The organism is Bariatricus massiliensis (assembly GCF_900086725.1).
GTDB lineage: Bacteria > Bacillota > Clostridia > Lachnospirales > Lachnospiraceae > Allocoprococcus > Allocoprococcus massiliensis.
The window spans coordinates 1,688,010-1,708,592 of sequence record NZ_LT574838.1 but is presented as its reverse complement, the minus strand read 5'-3'; the positions used below and the strand labels follow the sequence as shown (position 1 = coordinate 1,708,592).

Annotated in this window: 15 protein-coding genes and 1 riboswitch; of the genes, 13 read left to right on the top strand and 2 right to left on the bottom strand. The window is 45.0% G+C overall.

Going from position 1 to position 20,583, the window contains the following annotated elements; translation table 11 throughout:
* The first annotated feature begins 16 nt into the window (after positions 1 to 16).
* From BN6465_RS19745 to BN6465_RS19735, 3 genes are all read left to right on the top strand, one after another.
* Entirely contained in the window at positions 17 to 1,999 is a 1,983-nt protein-coding gene (locus BN6465_RS19745) for a beta-propeller domain-containing protein (RefSeq protein WP_066738514.1), read from the top strand.
* A 188-nt stretch (positions 2,000 to 2,187) separates the two neighbouring features.
* Positions 2,188 to 2,766: a TetR/AcrR family transcriptional regulator gene (locus tag BN6465_RS19740; RefSeq protein WP_066738512.1), complete on the top strand. Its 579-nt coding sequence runs from the start codon at positions 2,188 to 2,190 to the stop codon at positions 2,764 to 2,766.
* A gap of 71 nt (positions 2,767 to 2,837) precedes the next feature.
* Positions 2,838 to 3,236: a DUF4180 domain-containing protein gene (locus BN6465_RS19735; RefSeq protein WP_066738510.1), complete on the top strand. Its 399-nt coding sequence runs from the start codon at positions 2,838 to 2,840 to the stop codon at positions 3,234 to 3,236.
* 90 nt (positions 3,237 to 3,326) lie between these two features.
* Here the strand turns inward: BN6465_RS19735 and BN6465_RS19730 are convergent, their stop codons facing one another.
* Both BN6465_RS19730 and BN6465_RS19725 read right to left on the bottom strand, forming a co-directional pair.
* Entirely contained in the window at positions 3,327 to 4,736 is a 1,410-nt protein-coding gene (locus BN6465_RS19730; RefSeq protein WP_066738508.1) for an amidophosphoribosyltransferase, read from the bottom strand.
* Positions 4,737 to 4,822: 86 nt separating this feature from the next.
* Positions 4,823 to 5,392: a biotin transporter BioY gene (locus BN6465_RS19725; protein ID WP_066738506.1), complete on the bottom strand. Its 570-nt coding sequence runs from the start codon at positions 5,390 to 5,392 to the stop codon at positions 4,823 to 4,825.
* 1,368 nt (positions 5,393 to 6,760) lie between these two features.
* Here BN6465_RS19725 and BN6465_RS19720 point away from each other — a divergent pair.
* The 10 genes from BN6465_RS19720 to lpdA all read left to right on the top strand — a co-directional run bounded on the left by BN6465_RS19720 (position 6,761) and on the right by lpdA (position 20,570).
* On the top strand, positions 6,761 to 9,550 hold the full coding sequence (locus tag BN6465_RS19720; protein WP_308013066.1) for a hypothetical protein: 2,790 nt from the start codon (positions 6,761 to 6,763) through the stop codon (positions 9,548 to 9,550).
* Positions 9,551 to 9,702: 152 nt separating this feature from the next.
* Positions 9,703 to 11,610, top strand: coding sequence for a 1,4-alpha-glucan branching protein GlgB (glgB, locus tag BN6465_RS19715; RefSeq protein WP_066738825.1), 1,908 nt, complete (start codon positions 9,703 to 9,705; stop codon positions 11,608 to 11,610).
* Complete coding sequence (locus BN6465_RS19710) at positions 11,611 to 12,180, top strand: class I SAM-dependent methyltransferase (RefSeq protein ID WP_066738503.1); 570 nt, start codon at positions 11,611 to 11,613, stop codon at positions 12,178 to 12,180. It begins immediately after the preceding gene.
* A 90-nt stretch (positions 12,181 to 12,270) separates the two neighbouring features.
* Positions 12,271 to 12,355: riboswitch (glycine riboswitch) on the top strand.
* A gap of 214 nt (positions 12,356 to 12,569) precedes the next feature.
* Positions 12,570 to 13,817: a serine hydroxymethyltransferase gene (locus tag BN6465_RS19705; protein ID WP_066738500.1), complete on the top strand. Its 1,248-nt coding sequence runs from the start codon at positions 12,570 to 12,572 to the stop codon at positions 13,815 to 13,817.
* A 12-nt stretch (positions 13,818 to 13,829) separates the two neighbouring features.
* Positions 13,830 to 14,921, top strand: a complete 1,092-nt coding sequence (gene gcvT / locus BN6465_RS19700; protein ID WP_066738495.1) for a glycine cleavage system aminomethyltransferase GcvT — start codon at positions 13,830 to 13,832, stop codon at positions 14,919 to 14,921.
* A gap of 36 nt (positions 14,922 to 14,957) precedes the next feature.
* Entirely contained in the window at positions 14,958 to 15,344 is a 387-nt protein-coding gene (gcvH, locus tag BN6465_RS19695) for a glycine cleavage system protein GcvH (protein ID WP_066738493.1), read from the top strand.
* A 49-nt stretch (positions 15,345 to 15,393) separates the two neighbouring features.
* Positions 15,394 to 16,716 carry an aminomethyl-transferring glycine dehydrogenase subunit GcvPA gene (gene gcvPA, locus BN6465_RS19690; RefSeq protein ID WP_066738492.1) on the top strand — a complete coding sequence of 441 codons (1,323 nt, stop codon included), beginning with the start codon at positions 15,394 to 15,396 and terminating at the stop codon, positions 16,714 to 16,716.
* On the top strand, positions 16,710 to 18,137 hold the full coding sequence (gene gcvPB, locus BN6465_RS19685; protein WP_066738490.1) for an aminomethyl-transferring glycine dehydrogenase subunit GcvPB: 1,428 nt from the start codon (positions 16,710 to 16,712) through the stop codon (positions 18,135 to 18,137). Before gcvPA ends, gcvPB begins: the two co-directional genes overlap by 7 nt.
* Positions 18,134 to 19,180 carry a lipoate--protein ligase gene (locus tag BN6465_RS19680; protein WP_066738488.1) on the top strand — a complete coding sequence of 349 codons (1,047 nt, stop codon included), beginning with the start codon at positions 18,134 to 18,136 and terminating at the stop codon, positions 19,178 to 19,180. The genes gcvPB and BN6465_RS19680 overlap by 4 nt, the downstream gene beginning before the upstream one ends.
* On the top strand, positions 19,167 to 20,570 hold the full coding sequence (gene lpdA, locus BN6465_RS19675) for a dihydrolipoyl dehydrogenase (protein WP_066738485.1): 1,404 nt from the start codon (positions 19,167 to 19,169) through the stop codon (positions 20,568 to 20,570). The genes BN6465_RS19680 and lpdA overlap by 14 nt, the downstream gene beginning before the upstream one ends.
* Positions 20,571 to 20,583: the final 13 nt, after the last annotated feature.

The following is a 20,583-nucleotide window of genomic DNA, read 5'->3' as shown; positions in this document are numbered from 1 at the left end:
AAAAGGAGGTATCAGGATGACGGATAAGGAAAAAAAGATTCTGGAAGCTTTGGATACCGCGGCCTCTGATGTGAAGATACCAGAAAGCCTTGAGCCGGATAAGATGAAAGAGAAGCTTGAGGGAGTGAAACAAAAAGTATGGAAGCGCAGCTACAGTTACTGGCTGGCTGCGGCATGTCTTGCCGTGGTAATCGGAGGCGCCGCCATATACCAACAGATGGGCGGGGCTGATGGACTTTTGATGAGGAACAGTTCTTCCGGCAGAGGGGGAACAGACGAGGAGGTATCGGTAGGCAGCACCATTGCAAGTGCGAAGGATTACGATGAAGTATTCCAGTATTTTGAGCGTTATGAGGAGGCAATTTCTAGATCGTCCGGTGGCAGCGGCTTTTTGGGTGATACAGTCAATGAAAATGCGTCGGCTGGCAGGGAGGAAGCAAAGATGGAGAGTTCGTCTGCGGATAGGGCGGACACAGGGGCGGCGCCTCAGGCTTATGGGGGCTCAGAAGGCTCCTACTCTGATACAAACGTAAGGACGGAAGGTGTCGGGGAGGCGGATATTGTCAAGACTGACGGCAATTATTTGTACGCCTTGAAAGAAAGCGCCGCAGAGATCGCGATTGTGGATCCTTCGGGGGATGACATGAAAAAGATAGGCTCTATCAGTCCGGAGAGAGGGGCGCAGATATCGGAATTCTATGTTGCAGGCGACCAGTTATTCGTACTTTGTAATATTCCCAAGACCAATCTGGACGAGAATGAAGTATATTTTTATTATGGAGAGGACGCCACACTGCTGACTTACGATATCTCTGACAGGGAGAATCCCAAACTGACCGCCAAGCTAAGTCAGAGCGGCCGGTATCTTACCTCACGCTTCGTGGACGGATACCTGTATCTATTCAGTAGCTTTACCGTTGAGGGAGACTGCAGATCAGAAGATATAGATTCCTATATTCCAATGGTAAATGGTAAATCAATTGCAGGTACCGATATTTTTCTGCCGCCTATGAATACGGCAAATCAATATACTGTGGTGACTTCCGTAAAGGCAGATAAACCGGATGAGATAGTAGATCAAAAAGCGGTGCTGGCTGAAAATGGACAATGCTATGTCAGTGGCAGCAACATTTATATTTATGAGAGCATCTGGAGGAACGCGCGGTTCCAGTCCCTTACGTCAGGAGGTACAACGGCGGTACGCCGAATCTCATATGCAGACGGCATGCTCAAGGGCGAAGCGCAGGGGAAGGTAAAGGGTTATATCAACGACTCTTTCAGTATTGATGAATATGACGGATATCTTCGTATCGTCACGACAATCAATGCGGCCACAAATACAACTACGAATACAACCAATGCTGTCTATGTTCTTGACGAGGATTTGAAGACCGTGGGCAAGATTACTGATCTTGCGAAGGATGAACGTGTATATTCTGCCCGCCTGTTAGGCAAGACTGGCTATTTTGTGACATACCGCCAGACAGACCCGCTATTTTCCGTAGATTTTTCGGATCCCAAGAATCCGCAAATCATAGGCGAGCTCAAGATTCCCGGCTTCTCTCAATATCTCCACCTTTACGATGACGGACTATTGCTGGGAATCGGAATGGATACCGAGGAAGAGTCTGGTGTGACGAACGGAGTAAAGCTGTCCATGTTCGATATCTCCGACCCCGCTGACGTCAAGGAGGTTCAGAAATATACGATAAAAGGAGCTTACTCTTCGGATGTATTCAGTGACTATCGTGCAGTGCTCATCGATAAAGAACGGAATATGATAGGATTCTCCACATATGGAAACAGCGAGATGTATTATATATTCAGCTATGACCGTACGAACGGATTTCATCAGGAGATGGAAGAAGAAGTAAACGGTATGTCCTATATGGGAACAAGAGGAGTTTATATCAAAGATAAGCTCTATGTGGTGAAAGGAAACGCGATTGAAAGCTACCGTATCGGCGATTATGCGAAGGTGGATGATATATTACTGTAAGAGACAAAAGGGACAGTCACATTCGCATTTAGATAATCTACGCATAAACAAATAGCAGACAGGGTGTAAAAACTCTGTCTGTTTTTGTGCGAAAAGTAAATTTTTTTCCTGATTGACTTTTGGGAATTTGAATGTTATTATAACTATGACCGAATTGGTATTTTTAGTCATATAAAGGAGGCTGAATTATGGCAAGGAGCTTTTCTGAAAGAGAAAAAGAAAATATTAGAAAAAGTTTGAGTGACATTTGCAAGCAGAACTGGACTCAGTATGGCTATAAAAAAACAAGTGTTGATGAAATATGTAAACAGGCTGGCATATCAAAAGGAGCATTTTATCTTTTTTTTGAGTCGAAAGAAGCTCTTTTTTGTGAGGTATTATGCTCTGTACAGCGTGAAATTTGTGAAATGGCTGCGGCGGCAATGAAAGAAGAAAAAGGAAAATCAGGTGTGGTAAAAGCCTTGAAGCTTATCTATCGAGCTTATGATAAGAATTCTTTTTTGTACGGTTCGGATACTACCGACTATACAATTTTAATGAACAAACTATCAGAGGAACAGGCAAAAGAAATGGAACAAGCAGGAGAATTAAGCAGACAACTTTTTTCCAGTCACCCTGCTTTGAAACTTAAAGGTGATGTCAATATGGCTATTTCCGTTATCTATTCGCTGATTATGAATATCAAAAACAAAGATATTTTGCCAAAAAATCATTTGGAAGTTTTTGATTTTATGGCTGACCACTTGATTGATACTTTATACGAATAACAGGAGACCCCCATGAACAACACCAAAAATGCCAGACGAACTATTAAATATTAGAATTGATGGAGATAAAAATGAAAACAGAAGTTGTAAAAAAGAATAATGTATCTGTTGCTGTTATCTATAGCGACGAACACTTAATTACGGATATTCAGACAGCGCTTAATCTAATTATGAGTGTAAAGTTTGAAACCGGATGTGAAAATATTGCGGTAAATAAAGAAGCGATTGTAGATGATTTCTTTATTTTGAGTACCTGTATGGCAGGAGAGATCCTTCAAAAGTTTATAAATTATGGAGTGAAATTTGCTATATACGGTGATTTCTCCCATTATACAAGCAAGCCGTTAAGAGATTTTATGTACGAGAGCAATAGAGGAAAAGATATTTATTTTCAGTCAAATGCTTCTCTTGCCGTGGATAAACTCTGTGGATATTCCAAATTAGAAAAGAAAGAGAATTATGAGCGATAATGGAGAAGCGCCGATTTTTATTCAAAATGTAAGCAAAAGAAAATGGTGCAACCCCATTTCTGAGGTTACACCGTGTCCCTTTTGTCATTTTTATTCTACTCCGTTAAAACAGTAGGTGCAGAGCTTGCAGGAGTCAATGCCGATTGCCTCGATCAAGTCGTCCAGACGGTGATAGCGCAGTGAAGTGAAATTCTGCTGACGGCGGATTTCGTCCAACAGCTTTTGATAACGGTCGCTGTTAGGGTCTGCGTACTCGGACAGATATTTCTCATCATTGTCCCCTTCCCATTCTTTGATAATCCTTCTTGTAATTAAATCCAATTCGGATTTAGAACGGGAGAAATTGAGGTATTTGCAGCCGTACAACAGTGGCGGACATGCCGGACGGACATGAACTTCTTTGGCTCCGCTGTGATATAGGAATTCGGTGGTCTCACGCAGCTGCGTTCCACGTACGATGGAATCATCGATTAGAAGAAGTCTGCGGTCTTCAATCAGCGACTGAACGGGAATCAGTTTCATACGTGCGATGAGATTCCTTTGGTTCTGGCTGGTCGGCATGAAAGAACGAGGCCAAGTCGGGGTATACTTGATGAATGGCCGGGCGTAGGGAATACCGGATTCATTGGCATACCCAATGGCGTGGGCGATTCCAGAGTCGGGCACACCGGCGATACAGTCAGGCTCGACAGTCCCTTCATCGCGCTTGGCAAGAAGACTTCCACAATTGTAACGCATCTGCTCTACATTGACACCTTCATAAGAAGAGGTGGGGTACCCGTAGTATACCCAGAGGAAAGAGCATATACGCATCTTTTCACAGGGAGCGCTGACCGTCTCCACACTCTCGGGAGTAATATATACAATCTCACCGGGGCCTAATTCCTTATAATTTGTGTAACCCAGATTGATATAGGCAAAGCTCTCAAAAGAAACACAGTAGGCATCTTTTTTCTTGCCTATGGCCACAGGAGTACGGCCGAAACGGTCTCTTGCGGCATAGATGCCTTCTTCCGTCAAAAGGAGAAGTGTCATGGAACCATCGACAAGCGACTGCACATAACGGATACCTTCGGTAAAAGAATCCTTTTTACTAATAAGCGCGGCGATGAGCTCCGTAGCGTTCACCTGACCGTTGCTCATCTCCTGAAAATGTGAATGGCCGTTTTCATATACAATTTTCAGTAGCTTGTCCATATTGTTGATTTTTCCAACGGTAGTGATAGCGAAGCTTCCAATGTGTGATTGGATTAAGAGGGGCTGCGGCTCAAAGTCTGAAATACAGCCGATTCCTAAGTTCCCCTTCAGTTCTTCTACATCCCGTTCAAATTTCGTACGAAATGGTGAATTTTCAATATTGTGAATCGCACGGTTAAATCCATCCTGTCCGTGCGTAGCCATCCCGCCTCTTCTAGTTCCGAGGTGAGAATGATAATCTACTCCATAAAACAAATCAAGAGTGCAGTCATTTTTTGAAGCAACTCCAAAAAAACCTCCCATTTTAAATCTCCTTTCGCGGTTACATTACTTTTAGTTTAGCACAAATGGTGGAAAAGAAGAAAGGGGATTTTTTGCATATTATAAATTTAATGGATATTGCACAATCTTTTCCTTAATATCGGCCCAAGAACCAATGCAATGACGATTTTTATAATGTCTACAGGAAGGTAAGGAAGGACTCCGACCGCTAAACCCTGTGCGAAGGTCAGGTTCATCTGTGCGGCAAGCCAAAATGTTCCAAAGACATACATGACTGCCGTGCCAAGAAGCAGGCCTAGTGTATAGAAGAGATACCGATATTTTCCCGATGATTTTTGTATTACGAATCCAGACAAAATAGTTAGAAAAATAAAACCGGCCAGATAACCGCCTGTAGGGCCAGCCACTTTGGCAAGCCCCCCTGCAAACCCGGAAAACACTGGAAGCCCGGCAATGCCGAGCAGCAGATATACTGCGTAACTCAGTGTGGCCTGTTTCCATGACAAAATAAAGACGCTGATATAGAGGACAAGATTAGTCAAGGATATGGGAACAGGGCTTATGGGAATAGGTATGGAGAAAGGGGCCAGAATACAGGTGACTGCGGTCATGAGAGCAATAAGAACCATTTGTCTGGTGTTCATACTGGCTTGAAAGTTTGCTGAGGTTTTGTGCATAGTGGTTACGCTCCTTTTTCGTTTTAGTGATAAGACATAAGTAAAAGCCTTATTTTGAACTCTGAAGACATAATAATATAAGTGATAACTATTGTCAACCAAAAATATAATAGAGTTAACAAACAATCCCTACCGACTGAATATTCAGATAATTAAGTTTATGATAATCAATAATAAAAAAACTTAAAAAATAATCAAAAATAGTATTGACAAAAGAAAGGCGCAGTGATATTATAAAGTCAATCCAAAAGAAAAGAAACTCCTGACGAGAAAGGGAATTTCAAAAAAGTAGCTTCATAATTTTTAACTATCGTTTCTATTTTAAAATAATTATTAAAGCTCTAATGGTTTTAATAATTTAAGAATTAAAGTAATTTAACTTAGAAATGCAATTAAAAAGTAATTGTTATTTGAAGATTAGAAAGTTTTAAAAGGGCGCGTTATATGTTTGGTTTATGAGTGTTTCGTAGATGAGATTTATAACATATCAAACTTTTATAACTGATAATCCATAATAGCAACAAAGTTTTTTAATTCCAAGTTTCTATAATTAGATATTTTAAATTAAAAAATAGGACAATAATTAAAAATTAAAGTTTAACTTTTAAAAGAATTTTGGAAATAAGTGGAAATGGAGGCTTTGACCGTTGGACAATTTCGAATTTACAACTCAATATGTTAGTGGTATGGCAAATGAAAGTTCTTGTGAGATGAGCCTTTACCATAGATAATAATCGGCACCAGAAAAAAATGATTAAGAAATCGGAGATGTAGATTAAGCCGATAAAGATTATTACTAAGATTCATAATTTGCAGACATATTGAGATAAATACCACAGTAATTCAAAGCATTAGAAGATGTGTGAAGAAACATTAACTAATAATATCAGATTTATATGAGAACAATTATATAAATATCAGTTATAGACGGAATAGCTTATTAGAATTATTATTAAATGATAAGGGCGCTGATAATAGTTTGAAGGGTTATAGATAGGAATAACTAAGTAAGATATTTATATGAAGATTGAGGGAATATAAATAAGATATCCAGATAGATTGATATAGAAATATAAAAATTAAATCTGAACTTTGAATTATATTAAATATAAAATTTTATATAGCTCACAAGGACGGGAATCAATTTGATTCCTCCGATTAAAAATAAATAAAATAAAACTAAATAGAGAACAGCCATTATAATTCATATTATAATGGCTGTTTCATTGTGTGTGCGTTTCCAAAAGTTATAATTTCTGTAACATTTTCTTAATATTTTTGCGGAAATTACTGCTATTTTTTTGACTTTGACTAAACGTTATGATACACTTATGTAGTAAAAATGTATTTAGTATGAGGTGAGAGACGTTGGATAAATATGAATATCGCGTAAAAACAGAACAGATGCTTGAATACGTGGAGAATAAGTCTTATAGGAAAGCGATGGAAATTGCAGATACGATTGACTGGAGGAAGGTCAAGAATACGTCTATGCTTTCGACTGTAAGTGAGATATATGAGAATACCGGTGAGTTCCAGAAGGCTCGTGATATCTTATTTATCGCTTATGACAAAGCTCCCACAAGCCGAAAGATTGTGTACCGTTTAGGCCTTCTGGCATTGAAGACAAATGAGCTGGAAGAGGCAATGGATTGTTACGAGGAATATGTGAAGATTGCGCCGAAGGATCCGAATCAGCATATTCTCCGATATAAAATATTAAAAGCACAGAATGCACCGCTGGCGCAGCAGATTGAAGCGCTGGAAGAATTTAAGCGGGCAGAGTATGTAGAAAAATGGGCCTTTGAGCTGGCCAAGCTGTATCATGAAGCAGGGATGACAGCAGAGTGTTTGGAAGAGTGTGATGATTTGATACTCTGGTTCAGCGAGGGCAAATATGTCTATCAGGCTATGGAGCTTAAGATGAAATATAAGCCTTTGACTCCGCTGCAGCAAGAAAAGTATGATCAGCGGAATGCGGGCAAGGCAGCGCCTGTCAAAAAGAAACCGATGTTTAAAAAGCCGAAAGAGCGTCCGGCGCCGGATCCGAGAATATCCCAGAAGATCAGAGAGAATGTGCATGTTACCGGAAGTATAGATCTGCCTGATCTGCCGGAACCGATGGCAGAGATTATCGAACCTGATTTGGAGAGTCTTCCTGATGAAAGACCGCAGCCTCCAAGGCCGAGAACTAAGATTGAGAATACGTCTGAGATTGTGACTACAATCACAGGCGCAAGTCTTGCGGATGTCTTGAAGACTGGTGTGGCTGTAGCCAGCGGCGTCGATGTGGCTGCCAAAGAAGAAGAGGATGATCCTCAGATTACGGGACAGATGAAGATAGAAGAGATTCTGTCCAATTGGGAAGAAACACAGAAGGAAAACGCAAAGATAATTGAAAAGAATAAAAAAGAAATAGAAAAGAAAAAAGCAAAGAAGGTTGAACAGGAAAGCGATGAGAGCGCTGTGCCACAAGATACAAAGACTATTTTATCTGAAGATATCAGAAAATTGATGGAAGAGTTGGAAAATGGTACAGAGCCTGAGCCGATGGACGAAGAGGATTCGGAATTCCTTACTGCCGTAGAATATGAGGACGAGCCTGAAGAAGAGGAAGAAGTAGAGAATATGGGCAACGTTGTAGAACTTCTCCACCTTGATGAAGATGAAGAGGAGTCCGACGACGAGGAAGAATACGAAGACGAAGAAGAAGAGTACGAAGACGACGAAGAAGAGTACGAAGACGAAGAAGAGTACGAAGACGACGAGGAAGAGTACGAAGACGAAGAAGAGTACGAAGACGAAGAAGAGTACGAAGACGACGAAGAAGAGTACGAAGACGACGAAGAGTACGAGGACGAAGAAGTAGAGTACGAGGACGACGAAGAAGAGTACGAAGACGACGAAGTAGAGTACGAGGACGACGAAGAGTACGAGGACGACGAAGAAGAGTACGAAGACGACGAAGAAGAGTACGAAGACGAGGACGAGGAAGAGTACGAAGACGACGAAGAGTACGAAGACGAAGAAGTAGAGTACGAGGACGACGAAGAGTACGAGGACGACGAAGAGTACGAAGACGACGAAGAGTATGAAGGCGAGGAAGAATACTACGACGAGGACGACGAATATGAGGACGACGACGAGTATGAACCGGAGCCAATTCCGGAGCCCGAGCCGGTTCGCAGGCCGCGCAGGAAAGCTTCTGCGGCAGCCGCTTCTGAGACGAGAGTACTGCCTGACATAAAGCCTCAGCCGAAGAAAAAAGAAGCGGTTCTTGAAATTGAGGAACCTTCCGAGGAAGAAATCACGGCCCGTATGAATAAGTTCGACACGGGATTTGTTGTTCAGGGACGCTATGACTTGAGCGCCACCAGTGAAATCGGTTTAAAGGTAGGATTGACGGAGGAACAGAAAAAGCTATTTTCTTATTTTGTGCCTATCCGCGGAGTTAGTGAGCAGATTGTTGAAGTGCTGGAAAATGACAAGAGATGTAAGAATCGATATGGAACTTCCCGCACAGGTAATATTCTGGTTATTGGCCGGAAAGGCTCAGGTAAGACAGTACTTGCCGTTGATATTGTAAAAGCGATTCAGAAACAACGTAAACTAAAACAGGGTAAAGTTGCTATAGTAACCGGCGACTCACTCAATAAAAAGGAAATCAGCACTATCATAGATAAGCTTAACGGAGGCGCAATTATTATTGAAAAAGCGGCAAAAATGAATGCCCGCACCGTACGTGAGTTAAATGAGTTGATGGAAGAACAGACAAATGAGCTTCTGTTCGTGCTGGAAGAGCAGAGAAAGCCATTGGAGAAACTGTTTGCGGCTAATCCTGAATTCAAGAAAAAGTTTACTTCTAGATTGGAACTGCCGATTTTCATTAATGATGAGCTTGTGACTTTTGGCCAGACTTATGCCAAGGAGAACGGATACCGCATCGATGAAATGGGAATTTTGGCTCTCTACAGCAGAATTGATATGATGCAGAGGGAAGACCACGCAGTAACTGTCGCCGAAGTAAAAGAGATAATGGATGAAGCTATTGAACATTCCCAGAAAGCTAATGTGAAGCATCTGGTGAAACGGGTATTCGGAAAGAGTACTGATGAAGCAGACCGCATCATTTTGAAGGAAGAAGACTTCAAATCATAAATAATAACGAAAGAGAAGGGTTTTGGTATGTGTATTTTGACCAAAACTCTTTCTTTTTTTAACATATTCTAGTATAATATTTCTAACTATATGAACTGATAGAGGGTGATGGTATGGCAGTAAAGAAAACAGCAAAGGGAACACAGAAAAAGATGGAGAGACCGAAAAAGGCCTATGAAATCGGTGAGCTGGACCAGTATTTGTTTGGTCAAGGGAACCATTATGAGATTTATAAGAAGTTGGGAGCTCACGTGGTGAAGGACGGCAGGAGAGAAGGCGTCTATTTTGCGGTGTGGGCACCCCATGCAGAGAACGTTTCTGTTGTCGGGGATTTCAATGGCTGGGACGTCAAAGCAAATCCGATGGAGCGCAACGAACCGCTTGGCATCTATACTGCATTTGTCCCGGGAGTACAGACAGGTTCTTTGTACAAATTCTGCATAGAGACGTACAAGGGGGAACTTATCTACAAAGCTGATCCATACGCTAACAGTGCAGAGATGAGACCGGGAACCGCTTCTAGAATAGCGGATATCCTGAATCTCAAGTGGAGCGACGCAAAGTGGATGGAAAAGCGTGCGGAGTGGGATCACCATACACAGCCTATATCTATTTATGAGGTACATATAGGTTCATGGAAAAGGCATCCTGAACCCGACAAAGAAGGATTTTATTCATACCGTGAAATGGCCCATGCTCTTACGGACTATGTAAAGGAGATGGGATATACACATGTAGAACTGATGGGGATAGCGGAATATCCCTTTGACGGTTCCTGGGGGTATCAGGTGACCGGATATTTTGCCCCGACTTCTCGCTATGGTTCTCCACAGGATTTTGCGTATATGGTCAACTATCTGCATAAGAACAAGATAGGAGTTATTTTGGACTGGGTACCGGCGCATTTTCCAAGAGATGCCCATGGTCTGGCGGATTTTGACGGCACGCCTACCTACGAGTATGCCGATCCGAGAAAAGGGGAACATCCCGACTGGGGAACCAAGATATTTGATTATAGCAAGAATGAAGTTAAGAACTTTTTGATTGCCAATGCCTTGTTCTGGATTGAGCATTATCATGTTGACGGCCTGCGTGTAGACGCGGTGGCATCGATGCTTTACCTTGATTATGGCAAGCAGGACGGACAGTGGGCTCCCAATAAATATGGAGGCAATGAGAACCTTGAGGCTATTGAGTTCTTTAAACATTTGAATTCTGTAATTCTTGGGCGGAATCCGGGGGCGCTTATGATTGCGGAGGAGTCAACCGCGTGGCCGAAAGTCACCGGCAGGCCGGAGGATGACGGACTGGGCTTCAGCTTAAAGTGGAATATGGGCTGGATGCATGATTTCACCGAATATATGAAGCTGGACCCTTATTTCCGCAAGGGACATCATAACCAGATGACCTTTGCCATGACTTACGCTTACAGTGAAAATTATGTATTAGTACTCTCCCACGATGAGGTGGTGCATCTGAAGTGTTCGATGCTGAATAAGATGCCGGGAGTCGGTTTTGATAAATTTGCCAATTTGAAGGTAGGTTATGCCTTTATGATGGGGCATCCCGGTAAAAAGCTGTTGTTTATGGGACAAGAGTTCGCACAGCTGAGAGAGTGGAGCGAAGCCCGGGAATTGGACTGGTTCCTGCTTGCTGAGAAGGAGCATGTGGCTGTACAAGAATTCTATAAGGATTTGCTGCACCTTTATAAGAGAAATAAGGCAATGTACGAATTGGATACGTCCTACGAGGGCTTTGAGTGGGTGAACGCAGATGATGGCTACCGGAGCATTTACAGCTTTATCCGTCATTCTAAGGACAATAAGAAGAACCTTTTGTTCGTCTGCAATTTTACTCCCATTGAGCGGGAAGATTACCGGGTGGGGGTTCCGAGGAGGAAGCAATATAAGCTCGTGTTTAACAGCGATGAGGTGAAGTATGGAGGGACAGGCGAGGAGCGTCCGCTTGTATATAGGGCCGTGAAAAAGGAATGTGACGGCCGCCCCTATTCCTTTGGATATAAGCTGCCGCCTTATGGTGTTGCGGTCTTTGAATTTTAGATGAATCGTTATCAAGTGACTGACTGGTGCCACGGCTTTATCAAAGAGCACGTTGAGCCGGGAGATATCTGTATTGACGCTACCGCCGGAAATGGAAATGATACGGCATATCTCTGCGGATTGCTGAAGGGCACCGGAAAGGTATACGCTTTTGATATTCAGGAGCAAGCCGTCATCCGCACAAGAGAGCGGATCAAGGATGCCGCATGTGAGACAGAAGTAATTTTGTCGGGGCATGAAAATATGGCGCGCTATATAAAAGAAGCTGGGGAGGTGTCCTGCATAGTCTTTAATTTTGGCTATCTGCCGGGAGGGGACCATGCAATGGCGACCAAGGGGGAGACCAGCATTGCGGCTATGGAAGCAGGGCTTGCACTGTTGAAGGCAGGCGGTATTATGAGTCTCTGTATCTATAGCGGCGGCGACAGTGGGTTTGAGGAGAAGGATGCTGTGCTTGCGTGGCTGAGAACGCTGGACTCCAAGAGATTTCTGGTCATTGTAAGCGAATATTATAACCGCCCAAATCATCCACCTATTCCGGCATTTGTCGTAAAATTGGGCAATAGTTAAAAAAACATTAATCCTGTTAATTATATAACTTTCACAAAAGGTATTGACGTTTCAAAAACAGCACTGTATAATATGCATAATTTAAGTCGATTGAAGAATTTGTGAGAGACCATTCTCCGAATGGCGCCGAAGGTGCAGTGCAAAAACTCTCAGGCAAAAGTAACAAATTTGGACGACACTCTGGAGAACATACATATGTACCGAAGAAGTAACCATGTTGCTCATATGCGGCGATGGAAATCTTTCAGGTTAAAGGACAGAGGCAGATAAAAGAACACTTCCAATTCGGAGATTTCTTTTATCTGCTTTTTTGCATTCTCGTTTAGGAAATAACAGGAATGTGAAAAAGCGAACAATAATTCCATTTGACTCGAAAGGAGAAAAAAGCTATGAACAGAATTAACGATGTGATGGATTACATCAAAGGTCAAGATCCCGAGGTGGGAGAAGCGCTGCAGAAGGAAGCAGCTCGTCAGAGGAGGAATCTGGAGCTGATTGCCTCAGAGAATATTGTAAGTCCGGCGGTGATGCTGGCTATGGGAACTATGCCGACGAACAAATATGCGGAAGGCTACCCGGGCAAGCGTTATTACGGAGGATGTGAGGAAGTAGATGTGCTGGAGAATCTGGCCATTGAGCGTGCCAAAAAGCTATTTGGCTGTGAGCATGCATGTGTGCAGCCGCACTCAGGAGCAAATGCTAACAATGCAGTATATCAGGCATTTTTAAAACCCGGAGATACAGTGATGGGACTGAATCTTGCACACGGTGGACACCTGACTCACGGTTCACCGGTAAATATGTCCGGTATTCTTTATCATTTCGTTGCCTATGATATCAACGAAGAAGGGTATCTGGATTATGACGCAATCAGAGCTCTCGCAAAGGAATGTAAGCCCAAAATGATAGTTGCAGGCGCTTCCGCTTACCCGAGAGAGATCCGTTTCGATATTTTTGCCGACATTGCACAGGAAGTAGGCGCATTGTTGTTTGTAGATATGGCGCATATCGCCGGTCTGGTAGCGGCAGGACTGCATCAGAGCCCGGTTCCGTATGCGGATGTAGTGACCACCACGACACACAAGACACTGAGAGGCCCCCGGGGCGGAATTATCATGTGCAAGGAAGTACATGCCAAGGCAATCAACAAAGCGATTTTCCCCGGAACACAGGGAGGCCCGCTGATGCACATTATCGGGGCAAAGGCAGTGTGCTTTGGGGAAGCGCTGAAGCCAGAGTTCAAGGAATACCAGAAGCAGGTGCTGGCCAATGCAAAGGCGCTGGCAGAGGCATTGACCGAAGAAGGATTCAATCTGGTCAGCGGCGGTACAGACAACCACCTTATGCTTGTAGATTTGCAGAATATGAACATTACCGGCAAAGAGTTACAGAGAAGACTGGATGAAGTCTATATCACTGTCAATAAAAATGCAGTGCCAAACGACCCGGCCAGCCCGTTCGTCACAAGCGGTATCCGAATTGGAACCCCGGCTGTGACTACGAGAGGCTTAGTGGAAGAGGATATGAAGCAAATTGCGAAACTGATTAAACTGACGGTTACAGATTTTGAAACAAAAGCGGATGAGATACGTCAGACAGTCAATGAAATCTGTGCAAAGTATCCGTTGTATGAATAGGAGGGATTGAAGATGGAATTGAAAACACCACTTTATGACACACATGTAAAATATGGCGGAAAGATGGTTCCCTTTGCAGGGTATCTCCTGCCGGTACAGTATCAGGGAGTTATCGAGGAGCACATGGCAGTCCGCACACAGGCAGGACTTTTCGATGTGTCCCATATGGGTGAGGTGCTCGTGAAAGGCAAGGATGCTCTGGCGAATCTGAACGAGATTATGACCAATGATTTCACCAACATGGTGGAAGGTCAGGCAAGATACAGCCCGATGTGTAATGAAAAGGGCGGTACGGTCGATGACTTAATTGTCTATAAATATAACGACGAGTGTTATTTAATTGTAGTGAACGCTGCCAACAGGGAAAAGGATTTCCAGTGGATGAAGAGCCATGAGACGGGCGAGGCTGTGTTTGAGGACATTTCAGACGAGGTGGCCCAGATTGCGCTCCAAGGCCCAAAATCTCTTGAAATTCTTCAGAAGATTGCAGGCGCCGAAGACATTCCGGAAAAATATTATCACGCTGTATTCCACGCCAAAGCGGCGGGAATCCCATGTTTGATTTCCCAGACAGGCTATACCGGTGAGGATGGATTTGAGATTTATCTCGCTTCGAAGGACGCCCCTGCTATGTGGGAGGCGCTGATGGAGGCCGGAAGAGAAGAAGGATTGATTCCGTGTGGGCTTGGAGCAAGAGACACACTGAGACTCGAGGCGGCGATGCCCCTTTATGGACACGAAATGGATGAGAACGTCAACCCCATTGAAGCAGGACTCGGATTTGCTGTCAAGAGAAAGAAAGAGAGCTTTATCGGCAAGGAATTCCTTCCCACAAAGGATGAGCTTACAAGAAAGCGCGTAGGACTTAAGGTGACAGGACGGGGGATTATCCGTGAAGAAGCGGAGATCTATGACGGGGATAAAAAAATCGGATTCTCTACATCAGGAACCCATTGCCCGTATCTGGGATACCCGATTGCCATGGCGTTTTTGGACATTGATTATACAGAAGCAGGAACAAAAGTAACAGCAATCGTCAGAGGGCGCAAGGTGGAGGCGGAAGTTGTGCCGACTCCTTTCTATAAGAAACCAGAAAAAAATTAATATTGGCGGAAGCCGGAAAATCAGGAGGAAGAAAAGATGAGCAATGTAGTAGAAGGATTATTTTATACCAAATCACATGAATGGGTAAAATTTGAGGATGATACGACGGCAGTGATCGGACTTACCGATTACGCGCAGGGTGAGCTTGGGAGCCTTGTATTCGTAAATCTTCCCGAAGAAGAGGATGAAGTGACCGTAGGCGAGGCATTCGCCGACGTAGAATCAGTGAAGGCAGTCTCTGACGTGTACTCACCGGTTACCGGTATTGTCGCTGAAGTGAATGAAGATTTGATGGATGAGCCGGAAAAAATCAATTCCGAGCCTTACGATGCTTGGTTTGTCAAAGTCAAGGATATCACAGACAAAGAAGAATTCTTAAGCGCAGAAGAGTATACGGCATTTGTAGAGAGCGAGCAGGCGTAGGCGGATCGGTAGTATCCGCTTCACATATACTTTGGAAGGAGGAATACATATGGGTTCCTATGTTCCGGTTACGGAAAAAGACCGGGAGGAAATGCTCCAAAGAATCGGCATTGACAGTATGGACGATTTATTCAGCATGATTCCCGATGATGTTAAGATTAAAGGAGGGTTAGACCTGCCCGGCGGCATGTCTGAGCTTCAGGTACGCAGGGCCATGGAAAAAATGGCGGCAAAGAATAAGGTGTTTCCTGTGATGTTCCGTGGAGCAGGGGCTTACCGCCACTTTATTCCCTCTATTGTTAAAAGTGTAATTTCCAATGAAACGTTTTTAACGGCATATACACCTTATCAGGCGGAAATCAGTCAGGGAGTATTGCAGTCTATATTTGAATACCAGACTATGATTTGCGAATTGACGGGGATGGATGTATCGAACGCATCCGTGTATGATGGGGCAACGGCTGCCGCAGAGGCTGTGGCCATGTGCCGCGACCGCAAGAAAAAGAAAGCATTCGTCTCCATGACCGCCCACCCGCAGGTAGTCGATACGGTGAAGACCTATTGCTTCGGTAATGAGATGGAGCTGGTGCTGATTCCGGAAAAGGACGGGGTCACAGACCTTGACTTCTTGAAAGAGAATCTGGATAAAGAAACAGCCTGCGTCTACATTCAGCATCCCAACTATTATGGGAATCTGGAAGACGCCTCTGCAGTAGGGGAGCTGGCACACGAATGTAAAGCGAAGTTTATTATGGGCGTGAACCCAATTTCTCTTGGACTTTTGAAGACACCCCGTGAATATGGGGCGGACGTAGCAGTGGGAGATGGGCAGCCGCTTGGACTTCCCCTTGCTTTTGGAGGCCCGTACCTCGGATTTATGTCCTGTACCAGTGAAATGATGAGAAAGCTTCCCGGGCGTATCGTGGGAGAGACGAAGGACCGGGATGGCAGGACCGGGTATGTGCTGACGCTTCAGGCGAGAGAGCAGCATATCAGACGGGAAAAAGCATCTAGCAATATTTGTTCCAATCAGGCACTGTGCGCGCTGGCAGTTGGAGTGTATTTAAGCGCGATGGGCGCGGAGGGACTTCGTGACGCTGCGTGCCAGTGTACCTCAAAGGCACACTATCTGGCCGAGGGGCTGAGCCGGATTGGATTTACAGTAGAGAACAAGGGCGAATTTTTCCATGAGTTCGTGACATCTTCTGACAGGTCTTCCAGTGAAGTGCTGAAAGTGTTGGAGGAGTCTGACATTTTGGGCGGATATCCTCTGGATGAGAGCCGCATACTGTGGTGCTGCACGGAGATGAACACAAAAGAAGAGATGGACACGGTTGTCCGGATTCTGGAAGGAGGTGCAGAGTCATGTTAATATTCGAGAAAAGCAAAAAAGGAAGACATCTGTCACTGCTTCCGCCTCTTGACGTCCCGGCTGTAGAGCTTACCGGCGGTAATCAAAGAGAGCAGGAACTACACCTTCCCGAGGTATCGGAAAATGAGCTGAGCCGTCATTATTCTGAACTGGCTAAAAAGACCCACGGGGTAAACGACGGATTCTATCCGCTGGGTTCATGTACCATGAAATATAATCCGAAGATTAATGATGAGATGGCTGGGCTGTCAGGTTTTACGGAGGTGCATCCTCTTCAGCCTCTTCACACGGTGCAGGGCTGTCTGGAAGTGCTTCAGACGGCAGAGCGGTATCTGTCAGAGATTACCGGTATGGATAGGATGACATTCCAGCCGGCTGCCGGGGCGCATGGAGAATTTACCGGACTTTTACTGATGAAGGCTTATCACCACGCAAGGAATGAGCAGAACCGTACGAAAATTATTGTGCCGGACTCTGCCCATGGTACGAACCCGGCCAGTGCGGCGATGGCCGGATATTCTGTAGTCAGCATCCCTTCCAGAGAGGATGGGTGTGTAGACTTGGAGAAACTGCGTGAGGCAGTGGGAGAGGACACAGCAGGACTGATGCTGACCAATCCTAATACGGTAGGCCTGTTTGACAAAAATATTCTGGAGATTACCCGGATTGTCCATGAGGCAGGCGGCCTCTGTTATTATGACGGGGCCAATTTGAACGCGGTCATGGGGACGGTAAGGCCGGGAGATATGGGCTTTGACGTGATTCATCTGAATCTCCATAAGACTTTCTCTACTCCGCACGGCGGTGGAGGCCCGGGAAGCGGGGCAGTTGGATGTAAGAATCTTCTGGCAGAATTTCTTCCTGTCGATTTGACAGAAGGAAAGGGTGCATATTATTTTGTGGATCCGGAGCACAGTATCGGAAGAGTAAAAAGCTTCTATGGAAACTTTTTGGTTGTCGTAAGAGCGCTTACATATCTTTTGACACTTGGAAAAGAGGGAATTCCGGAGGCGAGTACCCATGCGGTATTAAACGCTAACTACATGATGGCGTGCCTGAAAGATAAATATACGATGGCTTACGATGAGATCTGCATGCACGAGTTTGTAATGAGCCTGAAGGATTTGAAGAAGGATACCGGAGTATCCGCTCTGGATATTTCTAAGGGACTCTTAGATAATGGAATCCATCCGCCGACCATGTACTTCCCGCTGATCGTGGAAGAGGCGTTGATGGTGGAGCCGACAGAGACTGAGACAAAGGAGACTTTGGATGAGGCCGTGGAGGTATTTTTACAGTTATATGAAACAGCGCATAAGGATGCCGAGAGCCTTCATCTGGCGCCCCTTCATACACCGATCACCAGATTAGACGAGGTTGAGGCGGCCAGACATCCAAAGTTAAGGTATGAAATAATATGATATATGAGCTTACTTATATAGAGAGTGACGGGACAGTTCCCTACCGTAATCTGGCAATAGAAGAATACCTCCTCCGGCATGTGAAACCGGAGGAGTGTATCCTCTATCTCTGGCAGAACCAGCATACGGTCGTGGTCGGGTATAACCAGAATGCGTGGAAGGAATGTCTTGTCGGAAAACTAAAAGAAGACAATGGCTGCGTGGTACGCCGTTTATCCGGAGGAGGGGCTGTATTCCATGATTTGGGGAATCTTAACTTTACCTTTCTTGTGCAGGAAGAAAACTATAATCTGGAAAAGCAGCTCGAGGTTATCTTAAAAGCCGTAAATAAGCTGGGCATCCATGCGGTCAAATCCGGCAGAAATGATATCACGGTGGAAGGAAGAAAGTTCTCGGGAAATGCATTTTTGAACTTGGACAGACACTGTTATCATCACGGTACTTTGATGGTAAATGTCAATGTAGAGGATTTGTCCAAATATTTGAATGTTTCACAAGAAAAGCTGCGCTCGAAAGGCGTGGATTCCGTGAAGTCACGGGTGGCGAACCTCACTGAATTCTGCCCTGAACTGACGATTTCATTGTTGAAAGAGAAGCTTTTAGAAGCATTTGAGGAGGTATACGGATTATCCGCAAAAAAGATAACTCCGGATATGTTAGAAAAAAAAGAGCTGGATCAGGCGGAAGAAAAGTTCTCGTCATGGGAATGGATATTTGGCCGGCGGATGGAATTCCAGTATGAAATCGATACACGGTTCCCATGGGGCGGGGTTACGATGCAGCTTCAGGTGAATAAAGGAATTATCACAGATATGCAGATTTATTCTGACGCCATGGAGCAAGGATTCATCAGCCGGATTCCTGAGTATCTGAAGGGCTGCCGGTACGGCAAAGAAGACCTCTGCGTGGGAATGTACCGGGTTCCGGCGCTAAATGACGGGGAACGGATGATGATGCAGGATATCCAAAGGTTCATACTTGAGGATGGCATGACGCCGGCGGCCGGAAGCGAAGGCCAGAGGAGGTTATATGGAAACATTTGATTTGATAGTGATCGGCGCAGGCCCGGGAGGTTACCCAGCCGCAATCAAAGCGGCAAAGCTGGGCCTTAAGACTGCGATTATAGAGAGCCGTGAGGCTGGGGGAACCTGTCTGAACAGAGGGTGTATTCCCACAAAGGCAATGATACATGCGGCAGAGGTGCTGGAGAGTGCGAAGACGGGGGAACGCTTCGGCATTCTGGCAGACAATGTGCGCTACGATTATGGAAAGATTCTTGATTATAAAAACGAAGTTTCTGCGGGATTGCGTCAGGGCGTGGAGCAGCTTTTGGCTGCCAATGGAGTGACGGTGATCAAGGGGCTTGCGTCTATCGAGAAGGACAAGACGGTGACGGTGGCGTCCGGCGAGGAGCGCACCTGTTATGGCGCAGAGAAGATTCTGATTGCCACCGGCTCTAAGCCGCTGGTGCTTCCGATAGAAGGAATGGATCTGCCGGGCGTTATGACAAGCGACGATGTGTTCCAGATGCAGGATGTGCCGGAGAGCATGATTATCATCGGAGGCGGGGTCATCAGCGTGGAATTCGCGACCGTATTTCAGGCGCTGGGCGCAAAGGTTACCATTGTGGAGGCTTTGCCGAGAATCCTGCCGGGTATGGACAAAGAGATTTCTCAGAATTTGAAGATGATTTTGAAAAAGCGCGGTGTGGAGATATACACCGGAGCGTTTGTACAGAAGGTGGAGAGAGAGGGCGACGGCTTTGCCTGTATTTTCACCGAAAAGGAGAAAGAACATAGAATCAGCGCGGACGCTCTGTTGTCCGCTGTGGGAAGAGCCGCGAATACGGACGGCCTACTTGGAGAGGGAACCACACTTAATATAGAAAGAGGACGAATTCTAGTCGATGAGGAATTCCGTACCAGTATGGATGGAGTCTATGCGATCGGAGACGTGATTCCGGGAATCCAGCTGGCCCACAGCGCAAGCGCACAGGGAATCTATGTGGCGGAACGCCTTGCAGGAAAAGAACCGGAGGTCAATCTGTCTATAATTCCGGGATGTGTGTATACCAGTCCGGAGATAGCGGGCGTGGGCATAACCGAGGAGGAAGCGAAGGAGAAGGGAATTTCCGTAGAGATTGGCAAGGTGATGATGAGCGCCAACGGAAAATCTCTGATTTCAAAAGAAGAGCGAGGATTTATCAAAATACTGGCAGACGCGGAGACAAAGGAAATTATTGGCGCGCAGATGATGTGTGCCAGAGCGACGGATATGATCGGAGAATTCGTGACAGCCATGGCCAATCATATGACGGCAGAGGATATGAGAAAAGGCATGCGGGCCCACCCTACTTACAATGAAGCAATCGGGGAAGCTCTGGAAGAGATGGCGGGCGGCGCGATTCATGTGATGCCGAAAAAGAAAAGATGACGTTATCATAATA

Excerpts from the sequence above, each read along its gene's own strand:
- BN6465_RS19745 (WP_066738514.1), top strand. The coding sequence starts at position 17 with ATGACGGATAAGGAAAAAAAGATTCTGGAAGCTTTGGATACCGCGGCC.
- BN6465_RS19740 (WP_066738512.1), top strand. The coding sequence starts at position 2,188 with ATGGCAAGGAGCTTTTCTGAAAGAGAAAAAGAAAATATTAGAAAAAGT.
- BN6465_RS19735 (WP_066738510.1), top strand. The coding sequence starts at position 2,838 with ATGAAAACAGAAGTTGTAAAAAAGAATAATGTATCTGTTGCTGTTATC.
- BN6465_RS19730 (WP_066738508.1), bottom strand. The coding sequence starts at position 4,736 with ATGGGAGGTTTTTTTGGAGTTGCTTCAAAAAATGACTGCACTCTTGAT.
- BN6465_RS19725 (WP_066738506.1), bottom strand. The coding sequence starts at position 5,392 with ATGCACAAAACCTCAGCAAACTTTCAAGCCAGTATGAACACCAGACAA.
- glgB (WP_066738825.1), top strand. The coding sequence starts at position 9,703 with ATGGAGAGACCGAAAAAGGCCTATGAAATCGGTGAGCTGGACCAGTAT.
- BN6465_RS19710 (WP_066738503.1), top strand. The coding sequence starts at position 11,611 with ATGAATCGTTATCAAGTGACTGACTGGTGCCACGGCTTTATCAAAGAG.
- BN6465_RS19705 (WP_066738500.1), top strand. The coding sequence starts at position 12,570 with ATGAACAGAATTAACGATGTGATGGATTACATCAAAGGTCAAGATCCC.
- gcvT (WP_066738495.1), top strand. The coding sequence starts at position 13,830 with ATGGAATTGAAAACACCACTTTATGACACACATGTAAAATATGGCGGA.
- gcvH (WP_066738493.1), top strand. The coding sequence starts at position 14,958 with ATGAGCAATGTAGTAGAAGGATTATTTTATACCAAATCACATGAATGG.
- gcvPA (WP_066738492.1), top strand. The coding sequence starts at position 15,394 with ATGGGTTCCTATGTTCCGGTTACGGAAAAAGACCGGGAGGAAATGCTC.
- gcvPB (WP_066738490.1), top strand. The coding sequence starts at position 16,710 with ATGTTAATATTCGAGAAAAGCAAAAAAGGAAGACATCTGTCACTGCTT.
- BN6465_RS19680 (WP_066738488.1), top strand. The coding sequence starts at position 18,134 with ATGATATATGAGCTTACTTATATAGAGAGTGACGGGACAGTTCCCTAC.
- lpdA (WP_066738485.1), top strand. The coding sequence starts at position 19,167 with ATGGAAACATTTGATTTGATAGTGATCGGCGCAGGCCCGGGAGGTTAC.